Origin of the sequence: Peptoniphilus equinus (assembly GCF_027921445.1) — a bacterium.
Classification (GTDB): Bacteria; Bacillota; Clostridia; order Tissierellales; family Peptoniphilaceae; genus Peptoniphilus; species Peptoniphilus equinus.
On sequence record NZ_CP115667.1, the window covers coordinates 1,391,577 to 1,413,572 of the forward strand.

Annotated in this window: 18 protein-coding genes and 1 tRNA gene; 1 reads left to right on the forward strand and 18 read right to left on the reverse strand. The window is 50.4% G+C overall.

Annotated elements, in window-relative coordinates; translation table 11 throughout:
• Positions 1–45 precede the first annotated feature (45 nt).
• From O6R05_RS06800 to O6R05_RS06825, 6 genes are all read right to left on the reverse strand, one after another.
• Entirely contained in the window at positions 46–1,311 is a 1,266-nt protein-coding gene (locus O6R05_RS06800; RefSeq protein WP_271191236.1) for a Glu/Leu/Phe/Val family dehydrogenase, read from the reverse strand.
• A 171-nt stretch (positions 1,312–1,482) separates the two neighbouring features.
• Entirely contained in the window at positions 1,483–2,247 is a 765-nt protein-coding gene (locus O6R05_RS06805) for a formate/nitrite transporter family protein (RefSeq protein ID WP_271191237.1), read from the reverse strand.
• Complete coding sequence (locus O6R05_RS06810) at positions 2,240–3,106, reverse strand: DegV family protein (RefSeq protein WP_271191238.1); 867 nt, start codon at positions 3,104–3,106, stop codon at positions 2,240–2,242. Before O6R05_RS06810 ends, O6R05_RS06805 begins: the two co-directional genes overlap by 8 nt.
• Positions 3,107–3,115: 9 nt before the next feature.
• Positions 3,116–3,772, reverse strand: coding sequence for a trimeric intracellular cation channel family protein (locus O6R05_RS06815; RefSeq protein WP_271191239.1), 657 nt, complete (start codon positions 3,770–3,772; stop codon positions 3,116–3,118).
• A 10-nt stretch (positions 3,773–3,782) separates the two neighbouring features.
• Positions 3,783–4,439 (reverse strand): HAD hydrolase-like protein, encoded by a 657-nt coding sequence (locus tag O6R05_RS06820; RefSeq protein WP_271191240.1) that lies wholly within the window; start codon positions 4,437–4,439, stop codon positions 3,783–3,785.
• A 280-nt stretch (positions 4,440–4,719) separates the two neighbouring features.
• Positions 4,720–4,795: transfer RNA gene (locus O6R05_RS06825), tRNA-Thr, on the reverse strand.
• Between the two features lie 152 nt (positions 4,796–4,947).
• On the opposite strand from O6R05_RS06825, the gene O6R05_RS06830 reads away from it, so the two are divergent.
• Entirely contained in the window at positions 4,948–6,249 is a 1,302-nt protein-coding gene (locus O6R05_RS06830) for a sodium-dependent transporter (RefSeq protein WP_271191241.1), read from the forward strand.
• A gap of 36 nt (positions 6,250–6,285) precedes the next feature.
• Here O6R05_RS06830 and dprA read toward each other — a convergent pair whose 3' ends face one another.
• The 12 genes from dprA to O6R05_RS06890 form a co-directional block, all read right to left on the reverse strand.
• Positions 6,286–7,335, reverse strand: coding sequence for a DNA-processing protein DprA (dprA, locus tag O6R05_RS06835; RefSeq protein ID WP_271191242.1), 1,050 nt, complete (start codon positions 7,333–7,335; stop codon positions 6,286–6,288).
• A 2-nt stretch (positions 7,336–7,337) separates the two neighbouring features.
• Positions 7,338–8,849 carry a YifB family Mg chelatase-like AAA ATPase gene (locus O6R05_RS06840; RefSeq protein ID WP_271191243.1) on the reverse strand — a complete coding sequence of 504 codons (1,512 nt, stop codon included), beginning with the start codon at positions 8,847–8,849 and terminating at the stop codon, positions 7,338–7,340.
• A 9-nt stretch (positions 8,850–8,858) separates the two neighbouring features.
• Complete coding sequence (locus O6R05_RS06845) at positions 8,859–9,206, reverse strand: YraN family protein (protein WP_271191244.1); 348 nt, start codon at positions 9,204–9,206, stop codon at positions 8,859–8,861.
• Positions 9,203–9,817: a ribonuclease HII gene (locus O6R05_RS06850; RefSeq protein WP_271191245.1), complete on the reverse strand. Its 615-nt coding sequence runs from the start codon at positions 9,815–9,817 to the stop codon at positions 9,203–9,205. Before O6R05_RS06850 ends, O6R05_RS06845 begins: the two co-directional genes overlap by 4 nt.
• Positions 9,804–10,652 carry a ribosome biogenesis GTPase YlqF gene (gene ylqF / locus O6R05_RS06855; protein WP_271191246.1) on the reverse strand — a complete coding sequence of 283 codons (849 nt, stop codon included), beginning with the start codon at positions 10,650–10,652 and terminating at the stop codon, positions 9,804–9,806. The genes O6R05_RS06850 and ylqF overlap by 14 nt, the downstream gene beginning before the upstream one ends.
• A gap of 47 nt (positions 10,653–10,699) precedes the next feature.
• Positions 10,700–11,650, reverse strand: coding sequence for an ABC transporter permease (locus tag O6R05_RS06860; RefSeq protein ID WP_271191247.1), 951 nt, complete (start codon positions 11,648–11,650; stop codon positions 10,700–10,702).
• Positions 11,647–12,762, reverse strand: a complete 1,116-nt coding sequence (locus O6R05_RS06865; RefSeq protein ID WP_271191248.1) for an ABC transporter permease — start codon at positions 12,760–12,762, stop codon at positions 11,647–11,649. Before O6R05_RS06865 ends, O6R05_RS06860 begins: the two co-directional genes overlap by 4 nt.
• Positions 12,759–14,279 carry an ABC transporter ATP-binding protein gene (locus O6R05_RS06870; protein ID WP_271191249.1) on the reverse strand — a complete coding sequence of 507 codons (1,521 nt, stop codon included), beginning with the start codon at positions 14,277–14,279 and terminating at the stop codon, positions 12,759–12,761. The genes O6R05_RS06865 and O6R05_RS06870 overlap by 4 nt, the downstream gene beginning before the upstream one ends.
• 267 nt (positions 14,280–14,546) lie before the next feature.
• Positions 14,547–15,635 (reverse strand): BMP family lipoprotein, encoded by a 1,089-nt coding sequence (locus O6R05_RS06875; RefSeq protein WP_271191250.1) that lies wholly within the window; start codon positions 15,633–15,635, stop codon positions 14,547–14,549.
• Between the two features lie 138 nt (positions 15,636–15,773).
• The gene (locus tag O6R05_RS06880; protein WP_271191251.1) at positions 15,774–16,775 is read right to left on the reverse strand and encodes a hypothetical protein; all 1,002 of its coding nucleotides are present in this window, start codon (positions 16,773–16,775) and stop codon (positions 15,774–15,776) included.
• A gap of 140 nt (positions 16,776–16,915) precedes the next feature.
• A complete protein-coding gene (gene purB, locus O6R05_RS06885) occupies positions 16,916–18,340 on the reverse strand; it encodes an adenylosuccinate lyase (protein ID WP_271191252.1) in 1,425 nt (474 codons plus the stop codon).
• 2 nt (positions 18,341–18,342) lie between these two features.
• Positions 18,343–21,996 carry a phosphoribosylformylglycinamidine synthase gene (locus O6R05_RS06890; RefSeq protein WP_271191253.1) on the reverse strand — a complete coding sequence of 1,218 codons (3,654 nt, stop codon included), beginning with the start codon at positions 21,994–21,996 and terminating at the stop codon, positions 18,343–18,345.

The window sequence follows — 21,996 nt, forward strand, 5'->3', positions numbered from 1 at the left end:
GAGCCTCCGAAGAGACTCTTTAGTGACTTGTTCAGTAAATTCAGATTAATACCATCCTCTGAGCTTCATTGCTTCGTCGATGGATCTGATAGCATACATATAAACGGCTTCTCTTGGTTCAACGTTGTATTCGTCGCATACACCGAAGACGCCTTTGATTGCTTTCATCATGTCGGCTTCTTGTTTTTCTTCAACTTCTGCTTCGGTCCAGTAGTATCCGTATTGGTTTTGTACCCATTCATAGTAGGATACGAGTACGCCGCCGGAATTGGTTAAGATGTCTGGAATTACCGGAATGCCGCGTTCGAGAAGGACTTTGTCTCCTTCTGGAGTGATAGGGCCGTTTGCTGCTTCGGCAACCATTTTTGCGTTGATGTGTTTTGCAGATTCGCCGGTGATGGCGTTTTCAAGGGCTGCTGGAATAAGAATGTCGTATTCTTTGCTCCAGAAGTCGGTATCGCTGATTTTTTCTGCATCTGGGAAGCCTACGAGGGTTTTGTGTTCATTCTTGTAGTCGAGAAGGGCTTTGAAGTCTAAGCCGTTTTCATTGTAGAGTGCGTAGTTGCCTTCTGCTTTGTCCCATTCGAGGAGTGCGCAGATTTTGCCACCTTGGCGTTCGATGTTCTTTGCGGTGAAGGATCCAACGTTACCGAAACCTTGAAGACCGATTTTTGCTGTGGCGAAGTCGATGCCGAAGCGTTTTGCCGCTTCTCTTGCTACGACAGCTACACCGAATCCGGTGGCTTCGTTACGTCCTTGTGAGCCGCCAAATGCGATTGGCTTACCGGTGAAGGTGCCAAGGTCGGCTTTTTCGCCGTTGAGTTTGATGTATTCGTCCATGAACCAGCTCATGATTTGGCCGTTGGTGTTAACGTCTGGTGCCGGAATGTCAATGCGTTCGCCGATGTATCTGTGGACGCCGCGTACCCAACCACGGGAGAGTTGCTCAAGTTCTCTGTCGGAGAGTTCGGATGGATCGACACAGATACCGCCTTTGCCGCCGCCGTATGGAAGGCCGAGTGCTCCGCCTTTAAAGGTCATCCAAAGGGATAGTGCTTTAACTTCGTCCATGTTGACGTTTGGATGGAAACGTACGCCACCTTTTGCCGGACCTACTGCGTCATTGTGTGCGGATCTCCAGCCTTTGAATACTTTGAGGCTGCCGTCATCCATCTTTACCGGAATGGAAATTTCAATTACGCGTTTTGGTTCTTTTAACAGTTCGTAGACTGCAGGATCGCAACCGAGTTTGTCACATGCAGCTTTAACTTTTTGTTGTGCCGCTACTAGTGGATTTAGTGTATCTGTCATTTTTCTCTCCTTCTTTCGTCTCCTATAACCTAATAGTTATGTAGATTTTCCTAAAGTGGAAATGTTTTCAACACCTTGATTATAGCAAATAGCACGATTAAAAACAACCAAGCTACAATACCTTTTTAACTATTGTATTCTAAAGAGTATAGCTTTAACCTTAAGTTGATGTTAGAGGCCTTCGTTTTCCCCAAGGTAAAAGTAGCCTCCGGCAACTAAAAATCCGCCGATGATATTGCCGATGGTCACAGGGACTAAGTTGTGCAGTGCCATGAGGGGTGTCACGTCCGGTGAGAGCAGCATACTCAAGGTAAAGACCGTCATGTTGGCCACGCTGTGTTCAAAGCCGATCCCAACAAAAGGCAGAATGCACCAGACAATCATGATGAGCTTGCCGGACTCACTGCTCATCTTATTGCAGCAGTACACAGCAAGACACACGAGGACATTGCACAAAATCCCCTTAAACAGAAGAGGAACGAAGGTTTGCGTCCCTTTGGCAATCCCAAGGCCGACGACAATCTCGCCCATGGCGCTGTCGCCGAAACCGGTGCCTAAAAAAAGACAGCTGAGCAGTACAGCGCCGAGAAAGTTGCCAATATAGGAGGTGGCGACAATGGTGAGGGCATCCCGCCACGACAGACCGTGATTCATCGCGCCGGTGCCTAGGGTTAAAATGTTGCCGGTAAAGAGGTCACCGCCTGCAAAGATAACCAGAGAGAGGGCCATAGAAAAGATCAGACCGCTAAAAATCTTGTGCACAGGCACAGTGAGCTCACCTAGGATGGCGCCGCTCATGCCCATGGTGAGGACGCCGAAACCAATAAAGGCTCCGGCTATCGCTGCAGCCACGAGATAAGCTATCAGCGAACGCTGAAACATGGCTCGCTTTTTCAGCGCCGCAGCCGTTAAGGTTTCAGTCACTTTTTTATACATAGTCTTCCTCTTTCCCATCAAAGGAAAGCAAGCCTAAAAATTCCGGACCCACATGAGCGCCGACGATCCGTCCCACTTGAATAAAATGGATGTCCTCTTCAGGGATGTGGTAAGCTTCCATCATGTGGGCTTTGAGTTTTTTCGCATAGGTATCATCGTCGCCGTAGCTGATAATCACAGGGCAAGGCAAGGCTTTCGGATCAAAGAGCTCCACAAATTTTTTCATCATGGCTTTGTCGCCGCGAGCTTTGTCAATGACCCGTAAGGAGCCGTCGTCTTTGGTGATTTGAAGCATGGGACGAATATTTAACAGTCCTCCAACAATGGCTTCAGTCTTGGAGACTCGCCCGCCTCGCTGGAGAAACTCTAAGCTGCGCACAGAAAAATAGGCGGTGGCATGATCTCGAATAAAGTCCAGCGTCTTTTTAATGTCTTCATAGGACTTGCCTTCTTTGGCGAGAGCGCACGCACGCCAAGCCATATAACCTGTTGCGAAAGTCGCAAGCAACGTATCATAGACGTGAATCTTCCCGTTGTACTTGGCATTGACGGTCTCCGCCACTTTCATGGCCGAGGCGCACGTGGCACTCAGACCGCTGGATAAGGCCAAATAGATAACCTCGTCCCCGGCTTTGGCATAGTTCTCAAAAGCGGTTTCATAGATGTATTGAGAGACCTGAGCCGTACGGAAGGTTTCCCCCGCCCGTTGCCGCGCAAACATCTCATCGATGCTGATCTCGTCCGCACTGTACACCGCCTCATCGGTGGAGATATCAATAGGCAGCACGTCTATCTCACAGGTTTCAATAATGTGCGGGTTCAGATCCGTCCCGCTGTCAATCACAATTTTTATACTCATAATAACCTCTTACTTTATCTTAGGTAGCCCCACGTCCTTATAGACAGACACCATACGCACTACCACCACAATCATTGCGGTAATGAGCATGAGGACGTTTTGGGGCAAAACTCCGAAAAACTGCATATAGACCACAGCGCCGATCAGGGCCGCCGAGGCGTAAATCTGTTCTTGAAAAATCGTCGGCGTCCGATCGGCAAAGATATCCCGAATGACGCCGCCACCTACTGCGGTGAGCAGGCCGCAAAACACCACCAGAAACCAGTGCTCTCGAAAGCCCAGCGCAATGGCCTGATTCATCCCGGTGACGGTAAATGCGCCAAGACCTAAAGCATCGAAAAATACCATAGCCCGTTCAAATCGTGCCATCGCCCGGGAGCTGATGATCTCCTGACGCAGATAACAGATGATGAACACGATGAGCGACGCCACAACAGCCTGCTTGACATAGCCGGTGTCCCGAAACATACTTGGCGGATTATAACCGAGAAAGATATCTCGCGTTGCGCCGCCCCCAAGGGCTGTGGTGAGTCCTAAAACCAAGGTCCCCATCAAATCCATATTCCCTCGAATGCCAAGCATGGCTCCCGAAAACGCAAAGGCAATCGTGCCGACGGTTTCCAGGACAATATTCATAGTGTCAATTACCGGTAAGTTAACTGGCATCCTTTCACTCCTAACATGACGCCACAAAATCCAATGTCGTTAAAATGGCCTCCAGTTCATGGACATCAGCTGCAACGGCTTTCGCGCCGGAAGCTGTCAGCTCCTCTTCATCGCCATACCCCCAGCTCACTCCGATAGGAATCAGACCGAGCGCGGTTGCCCCTTCCATATCATAGAAGCGGTCTCCGACCATGACGATAGGTGCTTCCGTCGGCCCCAACTGTTCCAACACGTACTCCAATACTTTGACTTTCGTGTCTCGGGTATCGTCCTGTGTCGCACCGCTGAACACGGAAAAGTAGTCTTTGAGCTTCAGATGCGCTAAAATATCCTCGGCACTCTCCTGCAGTTTGGAAGTTCCCAGCGCGATGGTGTGGGTTTTTGCAAGCTGCTTGACCAGCTCAGTGATCCCGTCATAAGGACGGATTTCAAACTTCCCCTTTTGTCTGTAGTACTCTCTATAGTAACTTAATGCCGTGGCAGCCTCATCCGGTGTAAAACCGAATCGAAGCTTAAACGTCTCTTTGAGCGGCGGACCGATGTAGCGTTCCAATTCCCGCTTCGGCGGTACCGCGAGCCCCATTTTTTGAAAGGCATAGATGAAACTGTTGACAATCCCTTCTCCGGACTCCACCAAGGTGCCGTCCATATCAAATACAATAACCATATGTCCTCCCTTCCCTTTCCCTGCTACATACACAATCAGTATATCGAATCTTGACTCACTTTAAAACTAAAAAATCATAACAATGTCAATTCTATTGCCCGATAAACTCAAAATGCGTGTCATGATCCCATCTCCGTACCTGTGTTGGGATAAACAAAAACTCAGCCCTATTCCGTGTCACCGCTCTATATCGCCCCTACGCCACGGCGTCGCCCCGTCCAAAGATTTGAGCATAAAAATAGATCCCCATACATAATGAGGATCCACAACAAAGTATAAATGGAGCTAACGACGGGATTCGAACCCGTGACCTCTACATTACCAATGTAGTGCTCTACCTGCTGAGCTACGATAGCACAAACGCTATGTAAGATATTACCTTGTCCGAAGATATTTGTCAAGAACCCTTTACAAATTTTTTAAAAAACTTTTCACGTCGTCACTGTTCCCATTTAAACTATTGCCACAACTTTGTTTTTCATCTATACTACACGCAAGAGGTGATTTTTTGAAAAAAAATGAAGGTTTCAGCTCCATCTGGGGATTTATTCTCGTGGCTATCGGCCTCGCCCTGGGCATTGGCTCACTGTGGCGCTTTCCCTATGTCGTCGGCGCAAACGGCGGCGCGATTTTTATTTTGCTCTACGTCGCTATCATCATTATAATCGGTATTCCGCTTATGACCTGTGAAGTCGCCATCGGCTTTCATGCACAGCACACCGCTATCGATGCCTACAAGACGATTGCACCCAAGTCCAAGTTCTACCTGGCAGGGTATGTCCACCTGTTTGCCGCGATACTGATCTTAGGGTACACCGCGCCCATCTATTCGTGGATTTTTAAATACTTGGTCGTGGGCTTTGAAGGCAGTCTTATGGGATTGGATAACGCCGGCGTCGTGGCGTTCTTTGATGCCTTTAACGGCAACAAGTCCCAAGTCTTTCTCTTCTTCATGTTCAATCTGGCGCTTAATATCGGCGTGTTGATCTTCGGCGTCCAAAAAGGTGTGGAGCGTATTTCAAAAGTGCTGTTACCACTGCTCTTTATCATTATGGCGGCGGTCATTATCTCCGTGCTCCGTTTGGACGGCGCTATGGAAGGTGTGAAATTTCTCTTTCTTCCTGATCCTGCCAAGTTTTCTTTTAACGGTCTGCTCACCTGCCTGGGTCAGGCGTTCTTCGCCCTGGGTCTTGGTATGCTGGGTTCCATGGTCTTCGGCTCCTATATTAAAGACCCAGATGAAAATATTTTTAAAAGTTCGTCCATGATTTGTATCTCTCTGATTGTTGCCGGCGTCCTCGCCGGTTTAATGGTGCTGCCTATGGTCTTTGCCACGGATTTGGAAGTGGCCGAAGGTGTGACGCTGAGCTTTCTCACGTTGCCGAACGCCTTTAACGTTGTGCCTGGCGGCGGCTTTCTCGCCATCCTCTTCTATCTGGGTTTCTACATTGCAGCCTTCACCTCGTCGGTAGGTGTCTACGAGGCCATCGTGGGTCTGCTCATGGAAAAGTTCAATCTAAACCGTATGCCTGCTATTCTCATCAGTGCCGTGCCCATTGTCGCTATCGCTTACTTTTCCATTCACAACGACGCCCTCTTCAGCTTTTTAGATGTCCTCGAAAGCAACTACGTCCTCGTGGTGAGCTGTCTTGCCATATGCATCTTCTCCGGTTACGTCTGGGGCATTGACAACGTCATTGACGCCTCCAACATCAAGTCGCCCGGGGTCAAGGCCTGGATGCGCGTAAGCATCAAATATATCACGCCCCTCGCCATTGTGCTGATCTTTCTCACCCAATTTATTGCATAGTACACAAAAGGACCTCGCAATCATCCGAGGTCCTTTTTAATGGCGATGTAATGTCAGTTCTGTCCCGCTCACGGTGAGGATGTCTTTGAGTTCCAATACGGTGAGAATACCGGACAGCGCCCGGATATCCATGCGAAGTGTCCGCTGCAGTCCCTCAATGGATGCGGCGCCGCCGGCAATTGCATCGACAACCGTCTGTTCATCCTCTGACAGCTCCACGGAAGCCGCCTCCACCTTGCGGCGCTTCGGCAGCACACTTAACAGATCCTCCACATCGGAGAGGATAAGTGCGCCGTCACGAATAAGGCGATTGGTGCCAAAGGAAGCCGGATTGTTGATGGCTCCCGGTACGGCAAACACCTCTCGCCCCTGTTCCGCACCGAGACGTGCCGTGATGAGGCTCCCGCTTTTTTCCATAGCTTCCACGACCACAATCGCCCGACTGAGCCCTGAGATGATACGGTTGCGCCTAGGAAAGCGAAAGCTGTTCGGCGGTGTGCCCGGTGCATACTCCGATATCACAGCGCCACGCACTACCAAATTCTCATAGAGCTGACGGTTGGCCTTGGGATAGATCACATCAACTCCTGAACCGAGTACGGCGATGGTAGGCAGGTCGTTCTCAAGCGCTCGAGTATGGGCCAAAGCATCAATGCCGTAAGCCATACCGGAAATGACCGTGACGTCTGCCGCCTGCAGGCCGTCCACAATGTAGTTGACCACACTGTGTCCATAGGCTGTGGCTTTGCGTGATCCGACAATCCCCACGCCACAAGTAAATTCCAAAGACAAATCTCCTCTGACATAGAGTGCCGCCGGCGGATTTTCAATAGTACGAAGCGCCATAGGGTACGCCGCGTCCGCTAAGGTCAGTGCCGTAATGCGCTCTCGCTCCAAGGTGGCTTTCAGTCGTTCCAACACCTCAGGCTGATACGTCTTAAGCTTCGCCCTCACACTCGGCGCAAGAGGTGATAAGTCCGCCTCAAACAGCACGTCCACAGACGGAATGTGTGCCAAAATACTCTGAACCTGCTCCGCTTCAATCTGCAAGCTGTTCGTGTAGAGATAAAAATCCCGTAAATCCATACTTAGCTCCAATACTTGCTGTCCATACTGCGATAGCGTATGGACTCCAGTACATCACCATCTGCAATCGCTTCCCGCCCGGCAAGATCCGCAATGGTCCGAGCTACTTTTAAAATCTTGTTGTAGGTTCGGGCCGAGAAGGCATATTTTTTAAACGCCATATCCATAATGGCTTGAGAGGACGGCTGTAACTTGCAGTACGCGGCAATGCGTTTCTCCCGAATATCCGCATTGCAGGAGAAAGGCTCGCGCCGATAGCGCTCACTTTGGACAGCTCGTGCCGCTTTGACACGCTCCCGAACAGTCCCGGAGCTCTCTGCCACATCATCACTGCTGAGGTGTTCATACTTCACCGCTTCGACTTCAACATGGATGTCGATACGGTCCAACAGCGGATGGGACACCTTGGCCAGATAGCGATTGATATCGCCTTGACTGCAGCTACACGTGTGGTGCTTGGAGTGATGATATCCACAAGGGCACGGATTCATGGCGGCAATCAGCTGCATATCTGACGGATAAGTCAGACTCGCATTGGCCCGGGAAATGGTGATGATCTTATCCTCCAACGGCTGACGCAGCACTTCAATAACCTGTTTGGAAAACTCCGGCAACTCATCTAAAAAAAGTACACCGTTATGGGCAAGAGAAATTTCGCCGGGTTTGGGAACGCGTCCGCCGCCGATGAGCGACACAGCCGACGCGGTATGGTGCGGCGCACGAAACGGCGGCTGCGTGATGAGGGACGCGTCCTTTAACAGCCCCGCCACGGAGTAAATCTTGGTCACTTCAACCGCTTCCTCAAAGCTCAGAGGCGGTAAAATCGTGGGCAGTCGCTTTGCCGCCATGCTTTTGCCGCTTCCCGGCTCACCGATCATCAAAAGATTGTGCCGTCCGGCGGCGGCAATTTCTAAAGCTCGCTTGAGAAACGGCTGTCCTTTCATATCGGAAAAGTCCACGTCGAAGTCGGCAGGCTTGGCGTCGTAGTCCCCAATGAACCGCGCCACATCATCGTCGCCGCGAACAAAGCTGACCGCCTGTTTCAGGCTTGTGACCGGAAAGATCGCCACATCGTCCACCACACTGCACTCCTTGCGATTTTCAAACGGCACAATGAACTGCCTATACCCTTTTGCCCGCATGGAAATCACCATGGCAAGACAGCCGTTCACCCCATTGACGGTCCCGTCTAAAGAAAGTTCGCCGATGATGACATAGGGTTCGGTGGAAAAATCTTCCCCGGCAGAGAGGATGCTCATCGCGATGGCAAGATCCATTTGCGACCCGTCTTTTCGAAGGTTCGCCGGCTGCAGATTGATGGTAATACGCTTTAAGGGGAACTCATAGCCGGAATTTTTAATGGCGGAGCGCACGCGCTCAATGGACTCTTTAATCGCCGCATCCGGCAATCCCACAATGACAAATTTAGGCAGACCGTTAGTCAGGTCCGACTCCACCGTGATCACGTCCCCTTCAAGACCTTGAAGCGAACAGGTTAAAGCTTCTGAATACATAGACACCTCTCAAAGTTCAATGGCATTTCGGATGTGATTGAGCTCGCCATTTTTATAATATTCGACAATATCGTATCTCACCTGCATGTGACTGAGTCCATGGCGCTGTATGTAGTCGAGGCTGGTCTGAACGATGTGCGCCACCTTTCGCTCATCCACCGCTTCAAAACCGTGACCGTAAGCTACGGAACTTCTGCTTTTCACTTCTACAAAGACGAGAATGGCGCCGTCTCTGGCGATGATGTCCAGTTCCGTGCCCATGGCGCGGTAATTGCGATCTAAAATCGTATAGCCGAGTCCCGCAAGATAATTCGCCGCAACGGTTTCCCCCAGGTCGCCGAAAGCTTTGCGGTTCATCCCTTCGGCTCCAAAATTTTGCCAAGAAAGCTGCGACGATGCATGGCAGACGGCCCCTTAGACTGAAGCGCCCGACGGTGAATCGCAGTGCCGTAACCTTTATTCGCGGCGATACTGTAACCCGGGTAGCGTTCATCCCACTGCTGACACAGACTGTCCCGATAGACCTTGGCGACAATGGATGCACAGGCGATACTGTAACAGCGATCGTCCCCGTGAATCAACGGCACTTGAGCAACTTTCAGGTTAATCGTCTCCGCATCGATGAGCAGAAGATCCGTATAGACCTTGCGATTCTTTTGATCTCTGAGATTGTTCACCGCGCGCTCCATCGCCAGGTGTGTGGCATTCTTAATGTTCACGCTGTCGATTTCCTGAGCGTCGGCCCGGCCGATCCCCACCGCCACGGCATGTTTTAAAATCAGCGTGTACAGTTCTTCACGTTTCTTCTGACTGAGCTTCTTGGAATCTTTCACGCCTTCAATACGGCTCTCCGGCATAATGACCGCACAGGCCACCACATCGCCGAAAAGGCAGCCTCGCCCCACTTCATCAATCCCCACAATGTGGGAATACCCCAGCGCTTTATATTGACTTTCAAAGTTTTCCATCCGGCCTCTCCAATGTGATACGACCCAGGACGCCTTTTCGAAACTCGTCGAGAATAATCCCGGCCGTCTTGGTATAGTCAATCTCCGCTCCTTTTAACAACGCACCTCGACGCCGTCCGATCGCCTCCATCACCGCTAATCCTTCGCCCTCGGTGTCCACGCCGTAACGCGTCGTCAAAGCAGTCGGCGCCACCTCTTGGAGCCTTTCAATAAGACGCAGCGCCAGAGTCTCGGTATCCAAAATTTCATCGCGGATCGCACCGGTAAACGCCAGACTCAAACCCACATCCTGATCTTCAAATTTCGGCCACAGCACCCCCGGCGTGTCGAGCAGGTGCAAGTCGCCGCCCAGTTTAATCCACTGATGTGTGGTGGTAATGCCGGGACGGTTGCCCACCTTGGCCGACTTGCTCCCCACGATACCGTTGATAAAGGTGGACTTTCCGGAGTTGGGAATCCCTACAATCATCGCACGCAGCGGCCCGAAGTTCACATCTTTATCCCGTTGACGCTCCAACTCCTCCGCCATAAGCAGCTTTGCTTCGCTCACAATTTTCTCAGGCGCCGGTTTGGTGGCCGTATAGAGCATGGCTCGGTTGCCATTTTGAGAAAAGTGTTCCGCCCAGCGTGCGTTCATGGCCTCGTCGGCCAAATCTTTTTTATTCAGCAAAATCAAACCCTTTTTGTGTTTTAACATCTCTCTCAGTAAAGGATTTTGACTGGAATAAGGGATGCGTGCGTCGAGTATTTCAATGTAGAAATCCACCAGTTTCAGTTTTTTCTGTATCTCTTCCACAGTCTTTTTCATATGACCGGGATACCAATTGATATTCATAGAACCTCTCTCGTGTTAAAAAACGCCAACCTAAGCTGGCGTTTGGATTAGTGACTGCGTTCGTAAGGTACGCCGTCCGCCGCCGGTGCTTTCGAACTCTTCACAAAGAAGATGAGCGCAAGCAGCGTGATGATGTACGGCAGCATGGCAAGTAAGTTCGTGTCGATTTGAATTCCCAGCGTACCCAGGATAACCGACAACCCTTGAGATGCCCCGAAGAGCAGACAGGCGATAAAGGCACCTTGTGGTGTCCAATTCCCGAAAATAACTGCCGCAAGAGCGATAAAACCTTGACCGGAAATCAGTGTCTCACGGAAGTTGGAGACGATGGCAAGACTCATGCTGGCACCTCCAAGACCTGCTAAAAAGCCGGAGGCAAGCACACAAATGTATTTGATTTTATAGGCATTGATCCCCAGTGTTTCTGCCGCTTGAGGATGTTCTCCCACAGCGCGAATCCGAAGTCCCAGCTTCGTCCGATAGAGCAGATACCACATCAGCAAGACCAGGAAAAAGGCTAGATAGACAATGATATATTGCTGAAAGACAATCTGTACATAGCGCATAAAGGGCATCTTTTCAAGAAGCTCCGGTGTGAAGACATCGCGGAAAAGCTGAGGCAATTTGTTTTCAAAAGGAATGGACTTACTCATGGCCGCCCCGTCAAAGAACACCCGGCAAAGGAACAGGGCAAGTCCCGGTCCGATGAGGTTGATGGCAATCCCGCTAACTACATGGTCGGCATGGAAATGAATGGTTGCAACGGCGTGTAAGAGCGACAGCGCCATACCCGCCAGACCGCCGCAGAGAAAAGCGAGCCACGGATTGCCGAGATAAAAGCCCACCGTCGCACCGACCACGGCGCCAAGAGCCATCATTCCTTCCAAACCGATGTTGACCACGCCGCCATTTTCACTGATAACGCCGCCTAACGCGGTAAAGATAAGAGGCGCAGAGTAGAGCAAGGTAATACTTATAATCCCGAATAGTGTGTTCACTTAGTAGCCTCCTTATCTTTTTTCATTTTTGCACCGGTAAAAAAGCCACCGATAATGTCCAACAGTTTCGGCATGGCGATGAAGAAGATAATAATACCGATGACGATATTGACCACTTCAGAATACGTGTTGAGCGCCGAATTCAGCTTGCCGCCGCCGTAGTTTAACCCGGCAAACAACAATCCTGCAGGGATACACAAAAGCGGATTGTTCCCTGCAATGAGCGCCACTGCCATTCCGTTAAAGCCGTAACCTTCCTGAGATGCCATCACACCGATGTTCAAGGATACGCCAAGCACTGTCACCGCCCCCGCAAGGCCTGAGATAAAGCCGGAAATACCCATGGACACCACTTGATTTCTACGAATGTCAATGCCGCCATATTCTGCGGCAAGGGGGTTATAACCTACGGCTTTGAGTTGATAGCCCAACGTGGTATTCTTGATGAGATAATAGATCACAATCGCTGTCACCACAGCAAGGACAAGTCCCCAGTTCAAAGGTGGGCGAAGAATTTGCCTGATCACCGGATTGTCCTGCATAAAGGCAATGCCGGCATCAGATTGCTTCCAATTGCCGAGAATCTGAATATTCGCCGTGTTTTGAATCTCAAAGGACGTGTCCGTTCCAGGTTTTCTGAAGAGATCAAAGCTCAGCATATAATTGCTGAAGTAAAAAGCAATCCAATTAAACATAATGGATGAGATAACTTCATTAATGCCGAAGCGACTCTTTAAAAGTCCCACAATGCCGCCCCAAAGACCGCCGAACAGTCCGCCCACAAGAAGGGCAAATACAGCGTGGATGACCGGCGGCAAATGAAGCAGATAGCCGATGACAAAAGCACCGATGGATCCGACAATATATTGCCCCTCGGAGCCGATGTTAAAAAGTCCCGTGCGAAACGCAAAGGCCACGGAAATCCCGGTGAGAATAATCGGAATGGCTTTCACGACGACCCAGGACAGATACGACGGTTTGCTCACTGCCCCGAGGACAATGACCTTATACGCTTCAAGGGGATTAATATCGTTGATGAGGAAGATTACCGATCCGACCAAAAAGCCTAAAAGGACGGAAATGAGTGTATAGACCATGCGATTTTTTTTCATTTCACACCTCCGGACATCAGTAGGCCGATTTCCCGTTCATTGGTCGCTCCCGCGTCCAGAACTTTGACGATCTGTCCGTCATAGATAACGCCGATGCGATCGGACAGCGAAAGAATTTCATCCAGCTCAAAAGAAATTAAAAGGACAGCTTTATTGTTGTTGCGCTGCTCCACCAGAAAACGGTGGACATATTCAATCGCCCCGACATCAAGACCTCGAGTCGGCTGCGCCGCAATGAGCACATCCGGGTTGTTCATAATTTCTCGTGCAATAATCACTTTTTGTTGATTCCCTCCGGAGAGCGCCCCGACCTTTTGATGAATCTCCCGAGGACGAATGTCGAACGTCTCCGCAAGCTCCGCCGCGTGCTCATCAATGTAAGTGTGTTCCAAGACACCCTTATTGGAATACGGATTTTGATAGAATTTTTCCAAAATCAAATTTTCCGCAATGGTAAAATCCAAAACCAAACCCCGTGCCTGACGATCTTCCGGAATGTTGTACATTCCCGCTTCGTGAATAGCTCGTGGCGTGGCGCCGGTGATGTCTTTGCCGCCTAAGAGAATGTGCCCGGACTCGATGTTGTGAAGGCCGGTCAGCGCTGCGAGCAGTTCCGACTGACCGTTGCCGTCCACCCCCGCAATGCCGAGGATTTCCCCTCGATGCAAGGTGAGGTTCAAACTTTTAAGCTTATCCACGCCGCGAAAATCCTTGGCCTTGAGCTCACGGACTTCCAGAATGACCTCCCCCGGTTCCTGATCGGCTTTATCCACATGCAGATCCACACTGCGCCCGACCATCATGTCCGCCAGTTCATCTTCATTGACTTCGGACACCTGCACCGTTTGAATTTTTTGACCGCGGCGAATAATGGTACAGCGATCGGCCATCGCTTTAATTTCACGCAGTTTATGTGTAATGATAATAATGGTCTTACCTTGTTCAGAAAGTTGATTGATAATGTTGATGAAATCGTCAATTTCCTGCGGCGTGAGGACCGCCGTCGGCTCATCGAGAATAAGAATGTCCGCACCGCGGTAAAGTGCTTTTAAAATCTCTACACGTTGCTGCATCCCCACGGAAATATCTTCGATTTTTGCATCCAAATCGACACTCAAACCGTACTTTGCCGAGAGTGCTTCGACGTCAGCTTTCGCTTTGGCCATGTCCACAGCCATGCCCTTTAACGGCTCTTTGCCCAAAATAATATTCTGCACCACCGTAAACGGTTGAATGAGCATAAAATGTTGGTGCACCATGCCAAGTCCTGCGGCAATGGCGTCATTGGGGTCTGAAAAATTCACGGTCTTGCCGTTGATGAGGACCTCCCCACCGGTCGGGGTGTAGAGACCGTAGAGAATATTCATCAGCGTACTCTTCCCTGCGCCGTTTTCCCCGAGCAGAGCATGAATCTCACCTTGGCGAATATCTAAATCTATCTTATCATTTGCCGTAAAGCTGCCGAATTTTTTAGTCACCTGTCGCATCTCCACAGCAAGAGGTTGCGCATTTTCCATGTTCTCACTTCCTTTTAGTTTATTATACTAAAAAATACAGTTGTTGAAACCTTTTATCTTAACCATTTTCACAGTTTTGGCGAACCCTTTCCTGCTGTCACTCCGATGACAAGTCCCGTGAACAAGACCGCTTCAAGCGGCATGGAAATACTGTGCCCCATAACCTTCATCAAGTCTTTACAGTGTCAACATCCTTATCCCGCCTTCGGGAGGTGCGACGTCGGGATACAAAAAAAGCCGGGAAACCCCGGCTTATTTGAATCAAGTTTACTGAGCGTTGAATGTTTCTTCAGATTCAGGTACAACAATTTCACCTGAAATAATTTTTTCTTCAACAGCTTTAACTTTTTCAAGTACTTCTGGTTTGACATTTTTATCGGATGTTGGTGCAATACCTACAGCCCCTTCATCAGAAAGGCCAAGTTCAATGTTTTGACCACCGTCAAAAGCATCTTCTTCAACCAGTTTTTGAACAACTTGGTATACAGCAACGTTGGCATTCTTCATAGCTGAAGTTAATACATTGTCAGGAGCGGCTTCATTTTGATCGCGGTCAACACCGATAACCCATTTGTCAGCTTCCTTAGCCGCTTCGATAACACCGTCTCCGGCACCACCGGCTGCGTGGAATACGACATCAGCGCCTTGTTGATACATTTGAGCTGCAATAGCTTTACCTTTTTGCGCATCGGTAAAACCGCCAACATATTGTGTCAGCACTTCAATGTCAGTACCAAGTTCTTGAGCTGCATAACGAACACCGGCTTTGTAACCCCATTCGAAAGAACCAATCAACGGACCTTCTTGTCCGCCGACAAAACCGACTTTTCCGGTTTCAGTGGTAAGACCTGCAATGTAACCGACTAAGAAAGAAGGTTCTTGGTCTCTGAAAGTAATTCCCAATAAGTTCGGAATGGCTTCTTCAGGTGCATGGTCAACAATCGCATATTTTACATCAGGGTTTTGTTTTGCAACTTTTTCGATGTCAGCGCCCATTTTAAAACCGGCACCTATAATCAAATCAGCATTTTCGTCAAGAATCGCCTCAAAATTCGGTGCATAGTCCTTAGAGTCTGCAGATTCTTTGTAGACACGGGTGATCCCGAGGTCTTGTTCCGCTAATCCGAGACCTTCATAGATACCTTGGTTGAACGAAGCGTCATTGATGCCGCCTTCATCAGTAACAAAACCGATGACCAGATCACTGGCAGGTGCTGCGCCTTCTTCAGCAGCTGCATTGCCGTTGGCGGCAGCTTCGTTGGCAGCAGCGCTGTCATTGGCAGTGTTGCCGCCACATGCAACTAAGAACATTGCCAGGGACAGCAACATAATGAGTAATAAAGATTTCTTTTTCATACATACCTCCTATTGTTATATGTTCATTATAACCGATGTGGCTGAATGATTCAATTTGAAAATGTTTTCTCAAACGTCCTGCCCTACAAAAAAAAGAGTCCTTACAGACTCTTTTCACAAAACTTTCATTGTACGCCATTAAAAGGCTTGCGGCAACACGATGAGCACCAGCGCCGCCACAAAAAAGACCACGGTGAAAGCCAAATTTTGCTTGAGCTCTTTGCCGTTCACATGGAGACGCTCCTTCCCCATAAAGCGGGCGAGGACGGTTCCGATGTAGAAGACAATCGGCATCACCACCAGGGTTCCTATCGTGGTCGCACCCATATCCAACATACGGTAGAAGCTGAGGACCATGAGCATCATCAACACGATAACAAGAGCGTGGTGTTCCCGACGGGTGAGATAAATCAGCGCCACAACGCCAAGGGCGGCGCCGATAAAGACCACTTTGGAGACGGTGTCAAGGAAAGTGACGTGGCTCATAGTGCTTGAATTTTGATTTTCTTCTACGTTCACCGTAAAGCCTGACTCGGAGAATGTCGTCGTCTTGGCATCGGTGTTGGTTTGAGAGTTGGTGAACTTATCCACTTTGGCGTTAGTGATAAACACACTGGTATCCGCCACTTTGTCCGTCATGCGATAGTTGGTTTCAAGGGGTGCATAGTGCAGTGTGAAGGCGTAGTGTTCCACCTCCGGATCCAAATCCACACGCATGGTCGATCGTGCTTCAAACGGCGGCACATTGTCGCCGTGAGGCTTGACGGTCAGCTTTTCGTTGACGAGCAGATCGTTGATCTTGCTGTAGTCACCTCTGAGTTTCACTTCACTGTGTTTCGGTGTCAGGCCCTCATCAAAGAAAACCTGTCTGACGGGGGTGCCTAAGATTCTCAGACCGGAACCCGATCCTATGTAAGAGAACTCTACGTTGTAGGTGACCAGACCCTCCTGTGTGTTGCCCCGACTCACCTTGAGTCCCGTGATATCTGCCGGTGCATTGAAGAGAAGACCTTGGTATTCCCGTACAGAGTTATCTTGTTTCCATAGAATGTCCGTTGAAAACTGATTGCTGATTGTAGAAATGAAAAGTATGACGATGAAAATTCCAAGTAGAATGAGATCTTTCAGTTTTCTATTCATGTTAACCTCCATTATGAAAACATTTTATAGGTTTTATTTTATCACACGACCCCGTAAATACAATGTTTTACGCGTCTCTTTTTGACTTTATATGAAAAAAGGTCCCCAAAGGGGACCAATTGTGAAAAAAGTTTCATCCATCAGACGTTGAGTTCCACGTGATAATCGGAAAGATACGGCGCAATCAGCTCTTTTGCAAAGGCGATGACCTCATCCACCTGAGCCGGACACCGACCGATAAAGGCCTGAGGGTTAAGAACCGTAGTGACCATATCTTCGGTGAAGTCGATTCTCGGATCCGCCACCAAGAGTTCCAGCAAATTGTTGTCAAGACCTTCCTGCTTCACCCTGGCCGCAGCCTTCATGGCATTTTCCCTGATGACTTCGTGAAGTTCCTGACGGTTGCCGCCGCGTTTGACCGCTTCCATCAAAATATTTTCCGTCGCCATAAACGGCAATTCTTCCGCCACATGCTTAGCCACGACCTTCTCATTGACCACCATCCCGTCGGTGACGTTAATGGCGATCTCAAGCACCGCGTCCACACCGAGAAAACACTCCGCAATGCTCAGGCGCTTGTTCGCCGAGTCGTCCAAAGTACGTTCCAGCCACTGTGTCATCGCCACAAGCGACGGACTCTCACTCAGCGCGATGATGTACTTCGAGAGGGATGCAATCCGCTCGGAACGCATCGGGTTGCGTTTGTACGCCATGGCGGAGGAGCCGATTTGATTCTTTTCAAAAGGCTCTTCCAGTTCTTTTAAGTTTTGCAGAAGACGAATGTCATTGGTCATCTTGTGAGCGGAAACGGCGATGCCTTGCAGCACACTCATCACCTGCGCATCGATCTTTCGAGTATAGGTCTGACCGCTCACTTTGACGGCGTCGGTAAAGCCCATAGCTCGGACGACTTTGTCTTCAAGACGGCGCACTTTGTCGTCGTCGCCGTTAAACAGATCCAGATAGGACGCCTGGGTGCCGGTGGTGCCTTTGACGCCTCTGAGTTTGAGGTGCTCCAGGCGGTAATTCAAATCTTCCAGATCAAAGAGGAAGTCCTGCATCCACAGCGTGGCCCGCTTCCCCACGGTGACCAGCTGTGCCGGTTGGTAGTGCGTAAAGCCGAGGGTGGGCATCGCTTTATAGGTGTTGGCAAAGCGGCATAAATTGTCGATGAGAACCGCCAGTTTTTTGCGCACAAGTTGCAGTGCCCGACCCATGATGATAATGTCCGTGTTATCCGTGACAAAACAGCTGGTAGCGCCCAGGTGAATAATGCCTTTCGCCGAAGGTGCCGCCTCGCCGTAGGTCTTCACATGGGCCATGACATCATGGCGAAGTTCCTTTTCATAGGCCGCCGCCCGTTCAAAGTCGATGTCCTCAATGTGATCCGCCAAGTCCTGCACCTGGGCGTCGGTAATGTTGAGTCCGAGTTCCATCTCCGCCCGGGCAAGCTCTGTCCAAAGTCTGCGATAGGTCTTAAACTTTTCCGTTTCAGAGAAGATGGCGCTCATCTCCTTAGAGCTGTAGCGCGTGTTCAAAGGACTGTTGTATTGAGTACGATTCATGCTCACTCCTTAAAATAGTTCACGCCGGCGGTGAAAATGTCCTGATAGGTCATGTCGTCTATATTTTTGTACAGACCGTCGGTATAGCGTTCACTGTGACCCATCTTGCCGAGAATCTTGCCGTCGGCGGACATCACAGATTCAATGCCGTAGTCCGATCCGTTGGGATTTTCCACATACTGCGCCACCACCTGGTCATTCTCAAGCAGTGTTTTGAACTGAGACGAGCTGACCACAAAGCGACCTTCTCCGTGGGAGAGGGCCACACGGTAGATGTCGTCGCTCAGACTTTGAAGCCACGGTGAGTTGGTGGAGACCATACGCGTTGGCACCAGGCGGGCCAGATGGCGATGACTGGTGTTATAAGTTAAGGTCAGGTCCTCGGCCTCCAGTTCACGAATCTCGCCGTATGGCAGAAGTCCGGTTTTGACCAGAGCCTGAAATCCGTTGCAGATTCCTAGAATCAGGCCGTCATTGTCGTGTAACAACGTCTCAACCGCCGCCTTCACACGTGGTGCACGCAGGACGTTGGCAATAAACTTGCCCGAGCCGTCCGGCTCGTCGCCCATGGAAAAGCCGCCGGGGATGGCAAGAATTTGAGCGCTTTCAATGAGCTCTGCAAAGGCATCAAGGGACGCTTTAAGCTCCGACTCCGTACGATTTTTAAAGACGAGAATGTCCACGTGAGCTCCCGCCCGTTCAAAAGCTTCTTTCGTGTCCCACTCACTGTTGGTACCCGGGAAGGCCGGGATAACTACCTTCACCACATCCACCGGCTTGTGAGACTTCATTCGCCGCGGCGATGAGGACTGCGGTGCAAGGGGTTCGTCCACACGTTCTTCCATCGGTGTAAAGACTCCGTCCAAGGTGTTCAGATACGCCGCATCCAAATCGTCTTTATCCAGCGTCACGCCGTTCACCGTGATACCGCCTGCAAAATGGCCGATCGGCTTAATAAAGTCGGCATCCTCTGTGTACTCCACAATAAAGGTTCCGTATCTCGGTGAGTACAGGTCGTCGAGTTCCACACTGAAGCCGGATGTGTCTCTTGCACTTTCATAGAGGTGGGCCAGTGTGCCCTTGTGGGTCACTGCCACAGCTGTGAGGACGTTCTTATCTATAATGGCTTGATGTAAGGCATCGGCGTTGTCTTTAAAGACGTCCATATCTAAAAGTCCGTCGTCGTCCATCGGTGTTTCAATGACGCCGAGCCTGCCTTTGCCTTTAAAGTTTTGACCGATAATCGCCTCGTCATGAGCCGTAGTGACGGCAAACGAGATGAGCGTTGGGGGCACACTGATAGCTTCAAAGGTGCCGCTCATGGAATCCTTGCCGCCAATCGGCGGTGCGTCCAGCGCTCTGGAACTCATCAGCGCTCCGAGAAGTGCTTTAAGGGGTTTGCCCCAAGCTTTACTGCCGTCCATCCGTTCAAAAAATTCCTGGAAGCTCAGGCGCACCGTATCTCTGCCCGCACCCACTGCCACAAGACGTGCCACGGATTCCACCACCGCATAGTAGCCGCCGAGGAATTGAGACGCACTCAACAGATCCGGGTTACAGCCGTAGGCCATGGCGCTGACGGTGTGCACATCGGCGTGGTGCCGAGGAATGCGAGATACCATAGCTTGAGCCGGCACAGTTTGATCCTTGCCTCCCAGAGGTGCAAGTACGGTGCCCCGACCGACGGACTGGTCAAAGCGTTCAATCAAATTCTTTTGCGAAGTGACATTCAGATCCTTCAAGCGGTCTTTGAGATGCGTCGGATCCATATCCCGAGATATCAAAAGTGTCGGTGTGGCTTCCGAAGTCACGTCCACCTCCGTTTCCCGAGGTGCGCCGTTGGTGTCGATAAAGTCGTAGCTGAGATCCGCAATGGTCGCTTCGCCATAGCGCATCACCATCCGTCCGTTGTCCGTGACGGTGGCCACATGAGTAGCCTCCAGATTTTCATCCGCCGCAAGGGCGATAAACGCCTCCAAGTCTTCTGGCGCGAGGACGACAGCCATGCGCTCCTGACTTTCGGAGATGGCAATCTCCTTCGGCTTCAGACCCAGATACTTTAACGGCACACGATCCAGATGAATGACCACGGATTCGCTCAGTTCCCCGATGGCCACACTGACGCCGCCGGCCCCGAAGTCGTTGCACTTTTTAATGAGGCGAGTCGCTTCAGGATTTCTAAAGAGTCGCTGAATCTTGCGTTCTTCCGGTGCGTTGCCCTTTTGGACTTGAGCGGACTCCGTTTTAATGGACGAGACCACATGGGACTTGGACGAGCCTGTCGCACCGCCGATACCGTCCCGTCCGGTCTTGCCGCCAAGAAGGACAATCACATCACCCTTCACCGGTTCCAGACGCTTCACATCAGCTTCCGGTGCCGCCGCAATCACCGCACCCGCTTCCAGACGTTTCGCCACATAACCCGGATGGTACATTTCATTGACAAAGCCTGTGGCAAGACCGATTTGGTTGCCGTAAGACGAGTAGCCGAGAGCCGCTTCCTGCGTGATCTTCTTTTGAGGAAGTTTCCCTTTAAGGGTGTCAGTTAACGGGGTGCGAGGATCCGCCGCCCCGGAAATGCGCATCGCCTGATAGACATAACTGCGACCGCTCAGAGGATCGCGAATGGCCCCGCCAAGACAGGTGCTGGCCCCGCCCACAGGTTCAATTTCCGTAGGGTGGTTGTGAGTTTCGTTTTTAAACATCAGCAGGTAGTCTTCCGTCTTATGCACACCGTCTTCGTCAAACTCAAGAGGAATCCGAACGGAGCAGGCGTTGATCTCCGAGCTCACTTCCAAGTCCGAGAGCTTCCCTTCCTTGCTCATGAGCTTCGCTAAAATCGTCCCCAGACCCATCAGCGTGACCGGTTTGGTGACCTCGGCCGCCTCTCTCATGTCTAAGTAGGTGTTAAATGCCGCTTCAATTTTGGCATCCAGTGCCGTTTGTCGAGGAAACTGAATGCCTGACAGCGCCGTGTTGAAAGTCGTGTGACGGCAGTGATCCGACCAGTACGTATCTAAAATGGCCAGCTCCGTCTCGTTGATGTCTCGGCCTTCTTTCTTAAAATAGGTCTGAATCAGCTTCAAATCATCCAGATTCATCGCCAAATTTTCACCGTCAAGAAAATCTTGCAGTTCCGCCTCGGTGTAGTTAATAAATCCGTCGTAAACCAAGTTCTCCAGATTGGCCGCGTTGTCCGTGGTGTCCAGTCCGCTTTCAAGATCCAACATCTCCGAGTCAACCGGATTGACCAGCAGCGTTTCAATGCCCTTGAGCGTAGCTTCATCCACGTGGTTGAACACATAGACTAAGGACACTTTCACATCAATAGCTTCGTCAGTTAAAAGCGATGCGGTGTCCAAGAGCCCTTGGCGGCGTTGGTCGAACTGTCCCGGCAGATACGCCACTCGCACATAGTTCTCAAACCCCGCTTCCAGTGTCTCGACCGCCTCGCCGTAGTAGAGCTCGTCCACCACTTTTTCAGAGAGGACGGTATACAGAAGTTGCTCCAGACTCCGGTCACTGATCTGCATGTCGTAGCGACGGTAGATTTTAAACGTGTCCAGAGTGGTGTTTAAACTCCGTTCTATAGTTTGTTTCAGCGCCTTCGATGCCGGATCGAAAGCATCTTTTTTGGTGACATAAATTCGCTTCAT

Bases quoted from the DNA above. Each gene is read 5' to 3' on its own strand.
- O6R05_RS06880 (WP_271191251.1), bottom strand. From the start codon at position 16,775: ATGAATAGAAAACTGAAAGATCTCATTCTACTTGGAATTTTCATCGTC.
- O6R05_RS06875 (WP_271191250.1), bottom strand. From the start codon at position 15,635: ATGAAAAAGAAATCTTTATTACTCATTATGTTGCTGTCCCTGGCAATG.
- O6R05_RS06820 (WP_271191240.1), bottom strand. From the start codon at position 4,439: ATGGTTATTGTATTTGATATGGACGGCACCTTGGTGGAGTCCGGAGAA.
- purB (WP_271191252.1), bottom strand. From the start codon at position 18,340: ATGAATCGTACTCAATACAACAGTCCTTTGAACACGCGCTACAGCTCT.
- O6R05_RS06840 (WP_271191243.1), bottom strand. From the start codon at position 8,849: ATGTATTCAGAAGCTTTAACCTGTTCGCTTCAAGGTCTTGAAGGGGAC.
- O6R05_RS06870 (WP_271191249.1), bottom strand. From the start codon at position 14,279: ATGGAAAATGCGCAACCTCTTGCTGTGGAGATGCGACAGGTGACTAAA.
- ylqF (WP_271191246.1), bottom strand. From the start codon at position 10,652: ATGAATATCAATTGGTATCCCGGTCATATGAAAAAGACTGTGGAAGAG.
- O6R05_RS06805 (WP_271191237.1), bottom strand. From the start codon at position 2,247: ATGTATAAAAAAGTGACTGAAACCTTAACGGCTGCGGCGCTGAAAAAG.
- O6R05_RS06800 (WP_271191236.1), bottom strand. From the start codon at position 1,311: ATGACAGATACACTAAATCCACTAGTAGCGGCACAACAAAAAGTTAAA.
- O6R05_RS06890 (WP_271191253.1), bottom strand. From the start codon at position 21,996: ATGAAGCGAATTTATGTCACCAAAAAAGATGCTTTCGATCCGGCATCG.
- O6R05_RS06815 (WP_271191239.1), bottom strand. From the start codon at position 3,772: ATGCCAGTTAACTTACCGGTAATTGACACTATGAATATTGTCCTGGAA.
- O6R05_RS06850 (WP_271191245.1), bottom strand. From the start codon at position 9,817: ATGGAAAACTTTGAAAGTCAATATAAAGCGCTGGGGTATTCCCACATT.
- dprA (WP_271191242.1), bottom strand. From the start codon at position 7,335: ATGGATTTACGGGATTTTTATCTCTACACGAACAGCTTGCAGATTGAA.
- O6R05_RS06865 (WP_271191248.1), bottom strand. From the start codon at position 12,762: ATGAAAAAAAATCGCATGGTCTATACACTCATTTCCGTCCTTTTAGGC.
- O6R05_RS06845 (WP_271191244.1), bottom strand. From the start codon at position 9,206: ATGAACCGCAAAGCTTTCGGCGACCTGGGGGAAACCGTTGCGGCGAAT.
- O6R05_RS06810 (WP_271191238.1), bottom strand. From the start codon at position 3,106: ATGAGTATAAAAATTGTGATTGACAGCGGGACGGATCTGAACCCGCAC.